Here is a 16,760-nt window from a genome sequence, read left to right on the forward strand (position 1 = left end):
AATGTGAACGTCAAATATTTTTTCTCAATCGATTGTAGAGATACGGCACTGAGTGGAAAGCGTAAATTTTTCCAGTGATTTGTCCATTCTCAGAAATTAATAAGCAAGGGACACTTTCAATTTGCTGGTCATCCGCTAAATGTTCTACAAAATTCAAATTCGCTTTGCCTATTTCCACATTTGGTAAGAGATCTTCCACCACATCCATCATTTTGGAAGCAATTTTGCAAGTTCCACACAAAGGAGTATATAGGTAATATGCTGTAACATTAGCGTTTTGTGAAATAGTTTCCCACTCAGTAATTGTCCATTCTTTCATTATATTCATCCTTTTAGTTTAAACGATAAATTGCGATTTTACTTCAATATTTGCTCCGAGTAAAATGCTCGCAATGACTTTCAAAGGGGTTGTCGCGACTTCACGATAAGTAACATCTGTATATAAATGCAAAGCCTCAGGAAATTCACGTTTAATGAGCGCACGTAATTTCTCACCTGAACTATCAGCATCCACAAATATATACATTTCATCATGCTCATAAGGAAAAAGTAACTCTTCTAAACGAGATGCGCTGACCGTTCCGTTCGTACAAATAATTTCAATAGGTTCTGCTAGAACTTTTTGTATTCTTTGTTTATCTGAACGACCTTCTACCACGATTACTCTCCCTGAAAGCATGGGATCACTCCTTGCTAGACTCATTTATAAGGATATATTAAAAGCTGTTACCATACCTTTATCGTTACCTACTCGAAGCTTTTAATGCGCCTTTTAAATTCAAATTTATACTCGATATATGAAAAAAACGCCGAACACATGTCGGCGTTTTACTAACGTTTTACTCTTGTGTCATTTTTTCGTATTGTTCAGCAGTCATTAATGAGTCTACTTCTTTAACATCAGCAGGTTCGATAACAACCATCCATGCATTTTCGTATGGAGATTCATTAACAAATTCAGGACTGTCTTCTAATTCACTGTTAACTTCTACTACTTTTCCACTGATTGGTGCATAAAGCTCTGAAACTGTTTTAACAGATTCAACACTGCCAAATGGTTCGTTTGTTTTAATATCGTCGCCTACTTGAGGAAGTTCAACGAATACAATATCACCAAGCTCAGATTGAGCGAAGTGTGTAATACCGATGCGTGCTTTCCCATCTTCAACTTTAACCCATTCGTGTTCTTCAGAGTAGCGTAAATCTTTTGGTGTGCTCATTAATAACCCTCCAAATATGTAATATATTCAACTTCAGTTTGACATAATCTTTCCCTAAAAACAAGAACAGATATTACCGTTTCCAGTTCTCAATAAAATCCGATTCTTTATATCCCAATGTAACTTTTGAGCCATCTGTAACGAGAGGTCTCTTAATTAACATTCCGTCTGAAGATAGCAATTCAAATTGTTCATCGTCTGACATAGTTGGAAGATTATCTTTCAATCCAAGCTCACGGTATTTCATGCCACTTGTATTATAGAACTTCTTGAGTGACAGACCACTTGTCTCCACGATTTTTTTCAATTCTTCTATTGTTGGGGGTGTTTCTACAATATGTACATCATGATATTCTAACCCTTCTGCATCTAACCAAGCTTTTGCTTTTCGACATGTTCCACATTTAGGATATCCGTAATAGGTTATTGCCATCCTTCTTCAACCTCCTCGATTTAATTCATTTTACCAAAGAAAAATCCAAACGCCTCTTCAGAAGCGTTCGGATTTCTTAATTAAACGATATATTTTTCAGCATCAATTAATTTAACAGACGCTTCACGTTTTTTCGCGATCACGTTATAAGGAGTAGAACGTGTTAATTTACGAAGTGCAGATAGCATCATACGTAAGTTGTCACCTTCAACCGCTGCAATTAATGTTTCTTTCGCATCTTTTTCTATACATTCAAATGCTTCTTGACAGAAGATTTGTGTATATAAAAGTTTTTGGTTTGCTTTCTCAGCACCCACACGTTGGATGGCTTTTTCAGTACGAAGAACCGCTGATTCCATTGCGAATATGTTATTGACGATGTCCGCAATGTTTACTAGCACTTCTTGTTCTGTTTCAAGTTTTGTCCCATAACGTTGTGCAGCTAAACCAGCTGCTAATAATCCTATTTTTTTAGCATTTTGGACAAGCATTTTTTCTTGAGCTAATGGAGCATCTTCAATCTCTTCAGGCATCATCATTAACAACTCTTCTTGGAGTGCTTGAGCTTTTTGAAGAAGAGGTAGCTCTCCTTTCATTGCTTTACGCAAGAAAGTTCCTGGTACTAGTAGACGATTAATTTCATTTGTTCCTTCAAAAATACGGTTAATACGAGAATCACGGTAGATGCGCTCTACTTCGTACTCTTGCATGAAACCATAACCACCGTGTAATTGCACTGCTTCATCAGCAATATAATCTAAAACTTCTGTACCGAAGACTTTGTTGATTGAACATTCAATTGCATATTCTGCAATCGATGCTGCAATTGCTTTTCCGTCTTTTTGCTCATCTGTACTCAATTGACTCATACGATCTTCAAAGTAACCTACAGTGCGATAAATTAAACTTTCTGAAGCATAAAGTCTTGAAGCCATTGTCGCTAATTTTTCTTTTGTTAAATTGAAAGAAGAAATTGGCGTTTTAAATTGTTGACGTTGATTTGTATATGCTACCGCTAATTCAAATGCACGTTTTGAAGCACCTACTGTACCTACTCCTAATTTATAACGACCAATGTTTAAGATGTTGAATGCAATGACGTGACCACGACCAACTTCACCAAGTAAGTTTTCAGCAGGTACTTGAGCGTCTTGAAGAATTAATGTACGAGTTGAAGAAGATTTGATTCCCATCTTCTTCTCTTCAGCACCTACTGACACACCGGAGAATTCACGTTCAACGATGAAAGCAGAGAATTTGTCTCCATCAATCTTTGCATACACAACGAAAACATCAGCAAAACCTGCATTGGTAATCCATTGTTTTTCACCATTTAATACGTAATGCGTGCCTTCTGCATTTAGTTTAGCAGTCGTTTTAGCACCTAATGCATCTGACCCTGAACCTGGCTCTGTTAATGCGTACGCCGCGATTAACTCACCTGTAGCAAGCTTCGGTAAATACTTTTGCTTTTGATCTTCATTACCAAAAAGAACGATTGGTAATGAACCAATACCTACATGTGCACCATGAGTAATGGAGAATCCACCTGCGCGAGACATTTTTTCGGCAATTAGAGCTGAAGAAACTTTATCTAAGGCAAGACCACCATATTCTTCTGGAACGTCTGCACCTAGTAAACCGATATCTCCTGCAGATTTTAAGAGTTTTACAGAATGTTCAAATTCATGATTTTCCAGTTTGTCAAGAACCGGTACAACTTCTGATAATACGAAGTCTTCCGTTGTTTTTGCAATCATTTTATGCTCATCTGTAAAGTCTTCTGGTGTAAATACACGGTCTAATGTTACGTCTTCAACTAAGAAACTTCCGCCTTTAATCATGTTAGCGATTGTGTTTGTCATGTTTATTTTCCTCCTGTTTTTTTAATCTATATTTGTAGAACTTTTTGTTTTACTTTTTGTTAGGCTCTATTAATCTATACTTTTGATCTCCGTTACAACGCCCTTCATGTTTCGAAGCTAGCGTAGCGATGCAACTCACTTCCATGTTTCGAAGCTAGCAAAGCGATGCAGAAACAGAAACAGGCGGACGCTGTCCGCGGGCAGTCCGTGAGTCTTGGCGCTCGCCCTAGGAAAGTGTAGCTGTTTTGCGGAATATCAAAATCAATATTTAACATAGCTTTTTATTAAAGTATTTCAAATACGCCTGCTGCACCCATGCCCCCACCAATACACATCGTGACGACACCGAACTGCTTACCTTGACGTTTTAATTCATGGATCATTTTTAACGTTAAAATCGAACCTGTGGCACCAAGTGGATGGCCAAGTGCAATTGCACCACCATTGACATTCACTTTATTGATGTCAATTCCTAAATGGCGAACTACTTGAATGGATTGGGAAGCAAATGCTTCATTCAATTCCCATAAGTCAATGTCTTCAATAGATAGTCCTGCAATTTTTAACGCCTTTGGTATTGCTACAATAGGTCCTATTCCCATAATTTCTGGAGGTACGCCGCCTACAGCAAATGACAGGAATTTGGCCATTGGTTTCAACCCTTGAGCAGTCGCAACTTCACGATCCATGACAAGCACAGCACCTGCACCGTCAGACGTTTGAGATGCATTACCTGCAGTTACAGTACCGCGTGCGTTAAAAGCTGGACGAAGTTTTGCGAGTGTCTCCATGTTCGTGCCGACACGAACACCTTCATCCATATCAAACATAAATTTCTTTTCTTGCGCTTTATGATTTTCATCAAGATAACGTTTCAACACTTCCACTGGTACAATTTCATCTTTGTATTTTCCAGATGCAATGGCTGCTGCTGCTAGTTCATGTGATCGAACTGCAAATGCGTCTTGATCTTCACGTGTGATACCATATTTCACTGCAACTTGTTCAGCTGTATGACCCATACCCATATAGTATTGTGGAGCAGTTTCTGCTAATGTTGCGTTTGGTCGAATGGTATTCCCCATCATTGGCACCATACTCATAGACTCAACGCCACCTGCAATAATTGCTTGTGAGTGGCCGAGCATAATACGTTCTGCTGCATATGCAATTGATTGAAGGCCAGATGAACAGAATCTGTTGACTGTAATAGCAGGTGTAGTATCTGGTAAACCTGCAAGTGCCCCGATATTACGCGCAACATTCATTCCTTGTTCGGCTTCAGGCATTGCACAACCTAAAATTAAATCGTCTATTGGACCATCGTAGCCACCCGCTCGTTTTAACGTTTCTTTTACTACTAATGCACCAAAATCATCTGGTCTCACTGTTGCAAGGGAGCCTTTTTTCGCTTTCCCTACAGGTGTTCTGGCACCTGCTACTATTACTGCTTCGCGCATAAGTTCTCCTCCTCTTTACCACACGTAACATTAGTTACGAAGTGGCTTTCCTTTCACCAACATGTTTTGCATTCTGGCTTGAGATTTTGATTCAGCTACTAAACTTAAGAATGCTTCACGCTCTAAATCGAGCAAATATTGTTCGTCAACTAACGTGCCATATGGGACTTTTCCGCCCGCAATTACATAAGCTAATTTCTTCGCGATTTTCAAATCATGCTCACTAATGAATCCTGATAAGAACATCCCTTCAGCTCCAAGTAATAGAGTGGCATAACCTGATTCACCTGTTACGGGTACTTTTTCACGAAGTGGTGCTTTGTAGTTATTTTCATATAAAGAAAGCGCTGCTTGTTTCGCATCATAGATTAAGTGATCAGCATTAACACTAATACCATCAACAAAGTTTAAGAAATTATTTTCACGTCCTTCTTCACCTGAAGTCGATACTTTAGCCGTGGCAATCGTTTCAAACACTTTATTTGCCACATATTGATAATCAATGTGTACGCCATTTGGTAAGCCTTTTAAATGTTTCATATATAATTCTTTATTCCCACCACCACCAGGAATCAGGCCAACTCCAACTTCTACTAATCCCATATAGGTTTCATGAGAAGCTTGAATATGTGCAGCAGGTAAACAAACTTCTGCTCCGCCTCCTAGTGTCATACCGAAAGGTGCTGCTACTACTGGTTTTGGGCTATATTTAATTTTCAGCATCGCGTTTTGGAATGAACGAACAACAAAATCAAGTTCAAAAATATTATCATCTTGTGCTTCCATTAAAATCATGCCTAGGTTCGCGCCAACACAGAAATTTTTTCCTTGGTTTCCAATAACAAGACCTTTAAAATTCTTCTCAACTTCATCCACTGCAAAGTTAATCATTTGAATAATATCGAGTCCAATGGCATTAGACTGTGAATGGAATTCAAGTAATGCAATACCATCCCCTAAATCTATTAAACTAGCTCCAGAATTTTTCTTGATTACTCCGTGTTTTTTCTTAAATTGTTTCAAGTTCATTACTTTTTCATTCGTTGGAACTGCTGCGTAATCTTGACCATTGAAAAAATACGTCTCAGCATTGTCTTCTTTATAGAAGGAATCAAATCCTTGGTCGAGTAAATTTTGTGCGAAAGCTGGAATTTCTAAGCCTTCCGCTTTCATTTTTTCGACTGATTCTTTTACGCCAATGGCATCCCATATTTCAAATGGACCCTGCTCCCAACCGAAGCCCCACTTCATTGCATTGTCAATTGCCACAATATCATCAGCAATTTCGCCATGTAATTTTGCAGAGTACGCAAGCGTAGGTGCTAGAATGCTCCAAAGTAATTCACCCGTACGATCTTTTGCATATGTTAACGTTTTCACTTTTACAGCAAGACCTTTTTGTTGTTTTGCCATTTCCAGTGAAGGTGTTTTTAATTTTTTCACAGGCTCGTATTCCATCGTTTCAGGATTTAATTCGAGTATTTCTTTCCCATTTTTAACGAAGAACCCTTGCCCAGATTTTGCTCCTAACCAACCATTTTCAAGCATTTTGGTAATCATCGATGGCAATTCAAACACTTTTTGTTCGTCACCAGTTGTTTGATCAAATACATTTTTTGCTACGTGTCCAAACGTATCAAGACCAACGACATCAAGAGTACGGAAAGTTGCAGATTTAGGACGTCCAATAGCAGGACCCGTGACCGAATCAACTTCACCCACCGAATAACCTCTAGCTAACATTTCACGAAGTGTGACAAGAAGGCCATACGTTCCAATACGGTTGGCAATAAAGTTTGGTGTATCTTTCGCTATTACAACACCTTTTCCAAGGCGGTCTTCTCCGAATTCTTTCATGAATTCAATTACTTCTGTCGATGTTGTAGTTGCTGGAATCACTTCAAGCAATTTCAAATAACGTGGTGGATTGAAGAAATGTGTACCAAGGAAGTGTTTTTGGAAATCTTCCGAGCGTCCTTCAGCCATTGCGTTAATGCTAATACCTGATGTGTTAGAACTGACGATAGTTCCCGTCTTGCGAACTGCGTCAATTTTTTCGTAAAGACCTTTTTTAATCTCCAGATTCTCTACAATTACTTCAATAATCCAATCAACATCTTTTAATTTATCTAAGTCGTCTTCAAAGTTTCCAGCCGTCAATAAGGCAAGATTTTTCTTTGACGCTAATGGTGCAGGCTTTTGCTTAAGTAGTTTGTCTAAAGCTCCTTGTGCAATTTGGTTGCGAGCTTTTGAGTTTGCTTTGTCCTCATCTGATAAATTGCGAGGTACCATATCAAGCAATAATGTAGGAATCCCGATATTTGCTAAGTGAGCTGCAATACCTGAACCCATCACACCAGAACCTAAAACTGCAGCTTTTTTAATTTGATAAGTCACGTGCAAAGCCTCCTTTATTTTTTTGAATGAATACTCATTCATTTTTTAGTCAAAAAAAATAGAAACAACCTCTATAACAATTAGTCTATTTCATTATCGCCTTTTTCGCAATATTTAAATGATAATGTGAAATGATTTTTTGAATGAAAAATAGTTTTTGTCAGACATCAATTTAACTTCCCGTCATAGGCATTATATGATTTTTTTTTGACGAGTGTGAAGTTATTCTCTGTTTGACGGACAAAGGATTAAATAGCTTCAGACACATAACTTATATTATTCCCAACATGTTAGTGATATGTCTTTTCTTTATAGAAGGAAATAAATTTTATGTGTTTTTCCTAAAAATTGCAGAAAGTTGTGTATATAATATTTAACTCTTCTCACACTAAATAGAGAAATCTTAAGGAGGAACAGTAAATGAACTTGTTTTCACAACCAAAAGAGCAGCAAATGGTTTTCCCAGAACCACCAAAAATGGTTTCAACAAAAGATTTCAGCTATTTCAAGGATATGATGTCCTGGAATTTATTGGCTGCAAAAAAAATGAATTGGGCTGCTGAAAATTGTCAGCTTCCAGATTTAAAAAAGGAATTTGAAGCAGCTGAACAAATGCATAGCAATCATTATGATGAATTACTGAAGCTTTTAAAACAAAATGAAGGAGGATCAGTTTCGTGAATCAACAAACCGTAAAAAATCCAGAAACACCTTATGCTGAAACACCACAACTAAATGATCGCGACATTCTAAATGATGCGCTTTCTACAGAAAAATCTTTATGCGGATCTTATGCAACGGCAATGCACGAAGCTAGCCATGACGCTTTGTACCAAATTATTTTCACACAATTAAGAAATACTTCTAAACAACAACGAAGTTTTTATGACTTACTATTCACTCATGGATGGTATACACTCACTCCGGCTGACCCACAAGAAATCAAACAAGTGACACAACAATTCCAAGAGTACAAACAACAGCTACAATAATAATACAATTTGCTATCCGTCTGAAGTGAAACGGTGTAAACTGTTCCTATAGCACATTAGGAGGAACAGACATGAACTCAATTACTACTACTGAACAATTTAATGATATTATTTCTTCAGATAAAGAAGTCATCGTGAAATTCACTGCAGGATGGTGTCCTGATTGTACACGTATGGATATGTTCATCGACCCAATTATTGAAGAATACAAGCAATATACATGGTATGAAGTAAATCGCGATGAGCTGCCTGAAATCGCTGAACAATATGATGTTATGGGGATTCCAAGTCTTTTAATTTATCAGAACAACGAGAAAAAAGCTCATTTGCATAGTGCAAACGCAAAATCACCTGATCAAGTAACTGAATTTCTTCAAAGCCAAAAAGGATAGACCATGTGTCTGTCCTTTTTTTTTGCTATACTAAATGAAAATAGCAACTATCGGAGTGGACAAAGATGTCACAAGAAATAGAAGTAAAGCAATTAAAAGACAAGATTAAGTATTACGAAAATATTATTAATAATATGTCTGCCCCCGTCATTCCTTCAGTGGTACCTGGCACAATATTGATACCTATTGCAGGATATATGTTTAAAGAACGTTTTGACATGATACAAACTAAAGCTCTTCAATATGCAGGAGATAACCGTGATACTGAGCAAGCAATTTTCGACTTTACCGGTGTCTCCGTTGAAGATGTTGCATCATTTGACTATAATGATTTAGCTACTGAGATTTTTAAATTAAACAGTTCGCTAAAACTGATGGGCATCCGTCCAATGTACGTTGGATTTAATCCTCGTTTCGTTCGTGAAATTGTTCATGCAGGTATTCATGTAGAAATTGAAACATATGTAAGTTTTCGTGCAGCTCTTAAACGTTTATTACAAGAAAGCAACCAGTCACTTCACACTATTCGGTGAATACTGATTGCTTTTTATTTTGGATAAAACCTAATTAATGGATATTCTTTCTTCTTACTTTTCCTTACTTCATATGCTTCAAATCTATTAAAAACTTCTAGTACCTTATTACTTGAAAATTAGTTTAATATACTTTACATTTGAATTAGTACTTTTTTGTAATGATTATAAATAAGGAGTGGAAATGATGAAAAAACATTTAACAACCAACCAAGGAGTGCCGATTGGTGATAATCAAAATTCACGCACAGCCGGTGAACGCGGACCAACACTTATGGAGGATTATCAATTAATAGAAAAATTAGCTCATTTTGACCGTGAACGTGTGCCAGAACGTGTTGTTCATGCTCGTGGTGCAGCTGCACATGGTAAATTTGTTTTGAAAAATAGTATGAAAAAATATACTCGAGCTGCATTCTTACAAAATGAAGGACAAGAAACTCCATTGTTCGCTCGCTTCTCAACAGTAATTCACGGACTCCACTCTCCTGAGACGGCTCGTGACCCACGTGGCTTCTCTGTGAAATTTTATACAGAAGAAGGCAACTATGATTTTGTTGGTAATAATTTGCCCGTATTCTTTATCCGAGATGCAATTAAATTCCCAGACGTAATTCATTCATTAAAACCAGATCCACGCACAAATCTTCAAGATGCTGCACGTCTTTTTGATTTCATGGGCTTATCCCCTGAATCGACAAATATGTTAATTCACTTATTTACAGATGAAGGAATTCCACAAGATTACCGTCACCTACGTGGTTCTTCTGTCCATTCGTTCAAATGGATTTCAGCAGAAGGAAAAACTACATATGTGAAACTACGTTGGGTGCCTAAACAAGGCGTGAAAAACTTATCAATCGAAGAAGCGGCTGAACAGCAAGGAAAAGATTTCAGTCATGCAACGCGTGATTTATATGAAGCAATTGAGCGTGGAGACTATCCAGAATGGGATTTATTTGTTCAAACTTTGAAACCTGAAGACATGGATAACTTTGACTTTGATCCACTTGACTCTACGAAAGATTGGTTAGAGAAAGACTTCCCTTATGAGTTGGTCGGAACAATGACTTTAAATCGAAATGTAGACAACTTCTTTGCAGAAACAGAATCAGTTGGATTCAATCCAGGTGTTCTAGTACCGGGTATACAACCATCTGAAGATAAAATGTTGCAAGGTCGTTTGTTCTCTTACTCAGATACACAACGCTACCGTATTGGTGCAAACTACTTACAGTTGCCAATAAATGCACCAAAATGTCCATTCTCAAATAACCAACGTGACGGCGCTATGCCATTTAGACAACAAACGTCTCGCGTAAATTACGAACCAAATAGTTTCGACTCAGAACCAAAAGAAGTGCCTGAATTCAAAGAATTTGATCAACCAATTTCAGGAGTTGCGGGTAAAAACGCAATCGAAAAAACAAATAACTTCGGTCAAGCTGGTGAAATTTATAGAAGTTATGATGAATCGACAAAACAAGCATTAATTAAAAACTTACTTGATCAGTTCTCTGGCATTGAAAATCGCGATATCGTAGGTCGAGCGATTGCAAACTTCCACAGAGCAGATGAATCATTAGGACATGCATTAGCTGAAGGTGCAAACGTTGAAGTTCATCTATATTTATAAAATTAATAACTAAATAGATGTTTACTTTCCTATTTTAGATTTGATATTAAAAGAGTTTTTCCGTACTGTTAAAACAGATGGAAAAACTCTTTTTTATATTTTGCTCTTACTAATATTTACTTACTTTTCCTTAAGAGGTGAATTCATGCGTACGCAATTAGACGTTAAAGGTCTTTCTCAATACGACAAATCCATAAAATCCAATTATCAACCTTCTGCTTGTGGGCCTGTGACTACTTTGACCATCCTACGCTACTGGATGCCAAACGCTTGCCCATACAATACCAATCAATTATACGAGTTACTTGGAAGTACTCGTATTGGTTTATTTACTTGGCTATTAAAGCGTAATTTGCGGAAGATTCTTGGGCCTACTTGGGAAGTAAATACATGTTCAATAGATGACGCAAAATCTGAACTTCTTGAAGGACGTCCTGTAGCATGCAAATTTGATCGCTATTTTTCTTTCCACTGGTTTGGCACATATGAATTTGCCTACCACTGGGTTCCGCTCATAGGATTTGAAGAAAATGAAAACGGCTTAACGCTGATTCTCCATGATAATGGTGGAAGAAATCGCGAAAGCCGCATTCGAAAGGTTTCATATGAAAAGAATCAGGAGATTTTAACGTTTGTCAAAATTGTCCCACATAGTCTGAATTCCTAACGTTAAATAGGATACAAAGACCGTGCATATCTACTTGTAATACCAAATCCAGCTTGATCAAGTTGTAGCATTAGTTCATTACTGTAAGAAGGAATGAGTAGCTGGTCCAGTTCAATTGGTAATTCCATCTCACAATGAATCGTCGCTAGTTTTTTTGACAAACGTAACATGTCCATATTCTCTTGAATCTTCTTTTGTTGGCCTGGTTTCAATTCGTGTAGTGAATCAATTACGCCTTCAACCGAACCGTAATTTTGAATCAATTGGAGCGCACTTTTAGGACCGATCCCTTTTACTCCCGGGTACCCATCACTCGAATCCCCCATGAATGCTTTCACATCTGCAAAAACAGATGGTTCGATTTGATATTCTTCTAAAAATCGATCATACGTATATTCATCATAAATGGTATACCCTTTTTTGGTGAAAGCGATTTTAGTTGTTGGGGAAAGCAATTGCAATAAATCTTTATCTCCGCTAACGATCGTAATATTCGCTTCGTCCTGCCATTTGCATACCATAGAACCGATTAAATCATCCGCTTCCATTCCAACTTCCCCAAAATTTTGCCACCCTAGCATTTTAGATATATCTTTTGCCATATCAAATTGAGGAATCATTTCTTCAGGAGGAGCTGGTCTATTAGATTTATAACCATCAAACAAATCATTACGGAATGTATGCATACCCATATCCCAACAAATAGCCATATGAGTTGGTTGCATCATTTGCTTTGCTGATAATACGTGACGCGCAAATCCTTGAACACCATTTGTAGGTACCCCATGTTCGTTACGAAAATATTGATTAAATACAGATGTTGCAAAAAATGATCGGAATAGCAACGCCATTCCATCGACTAATAAAATATGTGGTTTTTCAGTGGATTGCATGTAATCTCCTCTTTCTTCTATTGTTTTCACAAAGGTATATCGCCATTTAAATGACAGAGAATTATTTTCATGTGATCCTCTTAATTATTAACCTTCTATTATTATAGCAAATAAAGCGATAAAATTTCGGAAAACATCGATTTACAAAGGCTTGATTAGTGTTGGATTCGGGTAAAGTAAGGGAATTAGATGAGAATGGGGATGCCTAAAATGGTTATACATCATGGGTCACTATATTGGCCAACCACTTACCCTAAACAAGGATCTAGAAAAGTTCCCGAACGATTATCTTTTTATGATGTAGTCATTGTTGGCGGAGGAATGTCCGGTTCTTTATCTGCTCTCGCGTTAGTCGAAGCGGGACTGAGTGTCGCAATACTTGATAAACGTCAAATGGCTACAGGAAGTACGATGGCAAACACTGGACTTCTTCAATATTCAATTGACATTATGCTTCATGAATTGATTGATCAAATTGGAGAATGTGAAGCTGTGCGGTTTTATCAAATTTGCTGTCCAACCAAAGATAAGCACTACTATTTGCTCGGCTATGGAGGAAACGGGACAGTCTATAGCATGTTGGGGTCCCACATTCTCCGTAATCTAATAATTTACGGTGATCACCCTGATGCAGACCTCGTAACATTGGATCGAAAATATGGAGTTAAATAAAGAAAAATGCTGTTTAATGCAGTGTTTTTCACGTTTCATTAATTGTTTTGTTTGACTATACACTATTATAACTCTCAAATAATTTTTGCTAATTCATCCCGTGTACTCGGCAATTTGTTTTTAACCTTATCATTGCTCCAAGGTTCTTCTGTGTAAAAACTAGCAAAAGATTGATTTTCATATCTTGGTACAACGTGCATATGGTAATGGGACAATTCATCAATTTTCCCGCCGTTTTGACAGATGGAAATACCATCTGGATTATATGTTTTTTTATAGCCTTTGAAACTAGTTGAGAAGCCTTCATTACTGCATTGGCACTGAATCAAATTCATCTACATAACCAAAATGCTTCTTAGGTAAAATTAATGTGTGCCCTTCGTTAAAAGGGTCGTGGTCTAAAAAACAACAAACATAATCATTTTCATAAACCACATGAACGAATGCCTCTTTATTTGCCAATGCACATCCTAAACAATCCGAACTCTTTTGTGTATAATCCGTTTTCACATAGCTCGCCTCTTTGAAATCATATAGGAATACTTTTTGTAATATAAACATCATTTTATCCCAATAATACTGCCATATATTATCTATTAAAATAACACTTCAATTCGCAATGCTTTCTGTGGCAGAAAACAAAAGAATTGAAGTGCTATTTTTGAGGTCATCCGCTTGATTTTTGTGCTACAACTATAGTGTTTTTATTGAAATGATAATGTAATTTTAGTTGAATAACTGGCAATGCCTGTTTCATTCTTCAAATGAGTACTAATGCGTTCAATATCAGTGCTAAAAATCCGATCCTCTACCATTGATGGTGTGAATGAACGGAATTCATCCCATTTATCTTGTAGAGATGGAGACATTTTTTCTTTTCCACGATATTCTGTTCCTTGAAGCGCACAAAAAGCTTCTATTGCCAACACGCGTCGTGCATTTTGAATCATCATTCCAGCGTGACGAGCACCAATTGTTCCCATACTTACATGGTCTTCTTGATTGGCTGACGATGGAATTGAATCCACAGATGCTGGATGTGCTAACGTTTTATTCTCAGAAACTAAACTAGCAGCTGCATATTGCAGAATCATAGCACCTGATTGAAGTCCTGGTTGTGGACTAAGGAAAGGTGGCAATCCTTCGTTTAATTGTGGATTTACTAATCGTTCGATTCGTCGTTCCGAAACATTCGCAAGCTCTGCGACTGCTAATTTTAGAAAGTCCATCGCAAAAGCAATAGGCTGGCCATGGAAGTTGCCACCAGAAATAATGACGTCTCCATCTTCAAAAATCAGTGGATTATCTGTTGCTGCATTCATTTCAATTTCCAATTTCTCTTTTACATAGCCAAGGACTTGCCAGCTCGCACCGTGTATTTGAGGAATGCATCGTAGTGAATATGCGTCTTGCACTCGTTTCTCCCCTTGTTTTGTCACGAGTTTACTGCCTTCTAGCCACTCAAGCATTCTTCTAGCTACATCAACTTGTTCAACGTAACCACGCGCTTGATGAACAGCGGGATGAAAAGCATCTGTAATGCCATGTAATGCTTCCATAGTCATTGCTGCAATCCATTCACTTTGATAAGCAAGTGTCTCAGCTTCCAACCAATTCACCACGCCTTGAGCTGTCATCGCTTGTGTTCCGTTTATTAGTGCTAAACCTTCTTTAGCTTCTAATACAAGTGGATCCATACCACGAGTTGCCCACACTTCCGAAGCAGCCACGTGTTGACCTTTGTTCCATACAAATCCTTCGCCGACTAAAACAAGCGCTAAGTGTGACAAAGGAGCCAAATCACCAGAAGCCCCAAGAGATCCTTGAGAAGGGATTACTGGATGAATCTGATGGTTAACCATATATGCTAAACGCTCTAATACCTCAACTCGTATTCCTGAAAAGCCTTTCAATAATGCATTTAATCGTAGAACGACCATGGCGCGAGATACATGTTCTTCAAAAGGCTCACCAATCCCACATGCATGTGAACGAATTAAATGAAGTTGTAATGCACGAACATCTTCTTCATTAATACTGACATCGCTAAATTTTCCAAATCCCGTATTAATCCCATAAACTGTTTTACCTTCTCTTACGATTCTGTCCACAGCTTCACGGCTTTTTTGAACACGAACTAATGCATTTTTATCTAAATCTATTTTTTCTTGTTGAAATAAAATGGATCGCATTTCTTCTAAATGTAAATTCTCACCTGTTAATAAAATCATATTAAACACCCCTCTGTCTCGAGTATAAGTGCGTCATATTATAAGTTCAATTGTTTTCTTCCAAATTCTAACAAGATACAGTGGTAGTGTATCAGCGTGCAAAAGTGTTAATATAGAAAATATTCACAATTATTAAAAGGGGGATTCTTATGAATTGGCAATCTATGTTTCATTATCATCAGTGGGCAACTCAAAAACTACTCAATCACGTAGAATCAAAAGACGAAGCTATTTTTCACCAGGTAGCAAAGAATTCATTTAAAACGATTAGTGAAACCTATTCACATGTTTTAAGTGTGGACTACCTGTGGTTCAAAAGATTGACTGGAATTGAGAAGCCTGAATGGAAAGAATTCGACGTAAGCACGGTGTCAGTCACAAAAGAAGGTTTTGCACAGTTACATGAAGAGATGAAACAATTTTTTGAAACCCTGACAAATGAGCAATGGAAAGAAACTCTGAACTTTACGAATATTAAAGGCGATCCGTTTTCCAATACAAGAGAAGAAATGTTCTTTACCTTCATTAATCACTCTTCCTATCATCGTGGTCAAGTGACCTCGTTCTTAAGACAATTTGACTTGGAAGGAATACCCGTTGATTATATTTATTTTGCAAATGAAACTCAAAGCTAATAGATGGAGGTAATCCCCTTGTCCTTTCCTGTACTAGAGACTAATAGACTTCGATTGATCGAGTTGAATCCAACGCACGCTGACCATCTTTTCAATCAGTTTTCCCGAAAAGATGTAACGCGGTACTACGGTATGGATCCCCTCATTACATTGGAACAAGCAGAAAAAATGATTACTAATATGAATAATGGCTACAAGGAAAAACGCTCCGCACGTTGGGGCATTCAACTTAAAGAAACGGACGAATTGGCTGGAACCATTGGGTTGAACAGCCTTCAGCTATGGAGCAAAAAATGTGAAGTCGGATACGACCTGCATCCAGATTTCTGGGGCAACGGGTATATTAAAGAAGCATTAGAAGAAGTCTTGGGCTATTGCTTTGAAACACTCATGCTATCTCGTGTGGGAGCAGTTACATTTCCAGAAAATGAAGCGTCATGGAAGTTGTTGTTGAAGGTAGGGTTTGAAAAAGAAGGACTGCTAAGGAATTATTTATACCAAGGCGGAGAAAATCACAATGCTTTGGTTTTTTCGATTACGAAAGAAGTATGGAATCAACTTCATTCATAAATGGAAAAGAGGATGCACCAACTTTGGTGCATCCTCTTTCATCATTTGTTAGGATTTTTCAATTCTACCTTAACATCACCTTCTATGAAATTTGGATATGCAAGTAATTTCAAATGTAGAGGATTTTTAGAGTCTGACAGGTTTCCAGTTCGCTTCGGACGCTT

At 37.6% G+C, this 16,760-nt stretch carries 18 protein-coding genes and 1 pseudogene; 9 read left to right on the top strand and 10 right to left on the bottom strand.

What is annotated here, in order from left to right; genetic code table 11:
• Positions 1-10: 10 nt before the first annotated feature.
• From C8K15_RS03860 to C8K15_RS03890, 7 genes are all read right to left on the bottom strand, one after another.
• Positions 11-319, bottom strand: coding sequence for a thioredoxin family protein (locus tag C8K15_RS03860; protein WP_108585121.1), 309 nt, complete (start codon positions 317-319; stop codon positions 11-13).
• Positions 320-337: 18 nt separating this feature from the next.
• Entirely contained in the window at positions 338-679 is a 342-nt protein-coding gene (locus C8K15_RS03865) for a toprim domain-containing protein (RefSeq protein WP_108585122.1), read from the bottom strand.
• 160 nt (positions 680-839) lie between these two features.
• Positions 840-1,220: a glycine cleavage system protein GcvH gene (gene gcvH, locus C8K15_RS03870; RefSeq protein WP_108585123.1), complete on the bottom strand. Its 381-nt coding sequence runs from the start codon at positions 1,218-1,220 to the stop codon at positions 840-842.
• Positions 1,221-1,293: 73 nt separating this feature from the next.
• A complete protein-coding gene (locus C8K15_RS03875) occupies positions 1,294-1,653 on the bottom strand; it encodes an arsenate reductase family protein (RefSeq protein ID WP_108585124.1) in 360 nt (119 codons plus the stop codon).
• A gap of 80 nt (positions 1,654-1,733) precedes the next feature.
• Positions 1,734-3,518 (bottom strand): acyl-CoA dehydrogenase family protein, encoded by a 1,785-nt coding sequence (locus C8K15_RS03880; RefSeq protein ID WP_108585125.1) that lies wholly within the window; start codon positions 3,516-3,518, stop codon positions 1,734-1,736.
• Positions 3,519-3,802: 284 nt separating this feature from the next.
• On the bottom strand, positions 3,803-4,978 hold the full coding sequence (locus C8K15_RS03885; RefSeq protein WP_108585126.1) for an acetyl-CoA C-acetyltransferase: 1,176 nt from the start codon (positions 4,976-4,978) through the stop codon (positions 3,803-3,805).
• A 30-nt stretch (positions 4,979-5,008) separates the two neighbouring features.
• Positions 5,009-7,375, bottom strand: coding sequence for a 3-hydroxyacyl-CoA dehydrogenase/enoyl-CoA hydratase family protein (locus C8K15_RS03890; RefSeq protein ID WP_108585127.1), 2,367 nt, complete (start codon positions 7,373-7,375; stop codon positions 5,009-5,011).
• Positions 7,376-7,795: 420 nt separating this feature from the next.
• Between C8K15_RS03890 and C8K15_RS03895 the strand changes: the two genes are divergently transcribed.
• The 6 genes from C8K15_RS03895 to C8K15_RS03920 all read left to right on the top strand — a co-directional run bounded on the left by C8K15_RS03895 (position 7,796) and on the right by C8K15_RS03920 (position 11,595).
• Complete coding sequence (locus tag C8K15_RS03895; protein WP_108585128.1) at positions 7,796-8,056, top strand: hypothetical protein; 261 nt, start codon at positions 7,796-7,798, stop codon at positions 8,054-8,056.
• On the top strand, positions 8,053-8,367 hold the full coding sequence (locus C8K15_RS03900; protein ID WP_108585129.1) for a spore coat protein: 315 nt from the start codon (positions 8,053-8,055) through the stop codon (positions 8,365-8,367). The genes C8K15_RS03895 and C8K15_RS03900 overlap by 4 nt, the downstream gene beginning before the upstream one ends.
• A gap of 71 nt (positions 8,368-8,438) precedes the next feature.
• Entirely contained in the window at positions 8,439-8,759 is a 321-nt protein-coding gene (locus C8K15_RS03905) for a thioredoxin family protein (RefSeq protein ID WP_108585130.1), read from the top strand.
• 65 nt (positions 8,760-8,824) lie between these two features.
• Entirely contained in the window at positions 8,825-9,292 is a 468-nt protein-coding gene (locus C8K15_RS03910) for an STAS domain-containing protein (RefSeq protein WP_108585131.1), read from the top strand.
• Positions 9,293-9,476: 184 nt separating this feature from the next.
• Positions 9,477-10,928, top strand: coding sequence for a catalase (locus C8K15_RS03915; protein ID WP_108585132.1), 1,452 nt, complete (start codon positions 9,477-9,479; stop codon positions 10,926-10,928).
• Positions 10,929-11,073: 145 nt separating this feature from the next.
• Positions 11,074-11,595 carry a C39 family peptidase gene (locus C8K15_RS03920; protein WP_108585133.1) on the top strand — a complete coding sequence of 174 codons (522 nt, stop codon included), beginning with the start codon at positions 11,074-11,076 and terminating at the stop codon, positions 11,593-11,595.
• A 2-nt stretch (positions 11,596-11,597) separates the two neighbouring features.
• Here C8K15_RS03920 and C8K15_RS03925 read toward each other — a convergent pair whose 3' ends face one another.
• On the bottom strand, positions 11,598-12,488 hold the full coding sequence (locus C8K15_RS03925) for a 5'-3' exonuclease (protein ID WP_108585134.1): 891 nt from the start codon (positions 12,486-12,488) through the stop codon (positions 11,598-11,600).
• Positions 12,489-12,698: 210 nt separating this feature from the next.
• Between C8K15_RS03925 and C8K15_RS03930 the strand changes: the two genes are divergently transcribed.
• Positions 12,699-13,160 (top strand): FAD-dependent oxidoreductase, encoded by a 462-nt coding sequence (locus C8K15_RS03930; RefSeq protein ID WP_108585135.1) that lies wholly within the window; start codon positions 12,699-12,701, stop codon positions 13,158-13,160.
• 74 nt (positions 13,161-13,234) lie between these two features.
• On the opposite strand, the pseudogene C8K15_RS03935 reads toward C8K15_RS03930, so the two are convergent.
• Both C8K15_RS03935 and hutH read right to left on the bottom strand, forming a co-directional pair.
• Positions 13,235-13,670: pseudogene (locus C8K15_RS03935) on the bottom strand (HIT family protein).
• 194 nt (positions 13,671-13,864) lie between these two features.
• Entirely contained in the window at positions 13,865-15,391 is a 1,527-nt protein-coding gene (gene hutH / locus C8K15_RS03940) for a histidine ammonia-lyase (protein WP_108585136.1), read from the bottom strand.
• A gap of 149 nt (positions 15,392-15,540) precedes the next feature.
• Here hutH and C8K15_RS03945 point away from each other — a divergent pair, with 149 nt between their 5' ends.
• Both C8K15_RS03945 and C8K15_RS03950 read left to right on the top strand, forming a co-directional pair.
• Positions 15,541-16,026, top strand: coding sequence for a DinB family protein (locus C8K15_RS03945; RefSeq protein ID WP_108585137.1), 486 nt, complete (start codon positions 15,541-15,543; stop codon positions 16,024-16,026).
• A gap of 18 nt (positions 16,027-16,044) precedes the next feature.
• Positions 16,045-16,596: a GNAT family N-acetyltransferase gene (locus tag C8K15_RS03950; protein WP_108585138.1), complete on the top strand. Its 552-nt coding sequence runs from the start codon at positions 16,045-16,047 to the stop codon at positions 16,594-16,596.
• Positions 16,597-16,760: the final 164 nt, after the last annotated feature.

Origin of the sequence: Paenisporosarcina sp. OV554 (assembly GCF_003058165.1) — a bacterium.
Taxonomy (GTDB): Bacteria; Bacillota; Bacilli; order Bacillales_A; family Planococcaceae; genus Paenisporosarcina.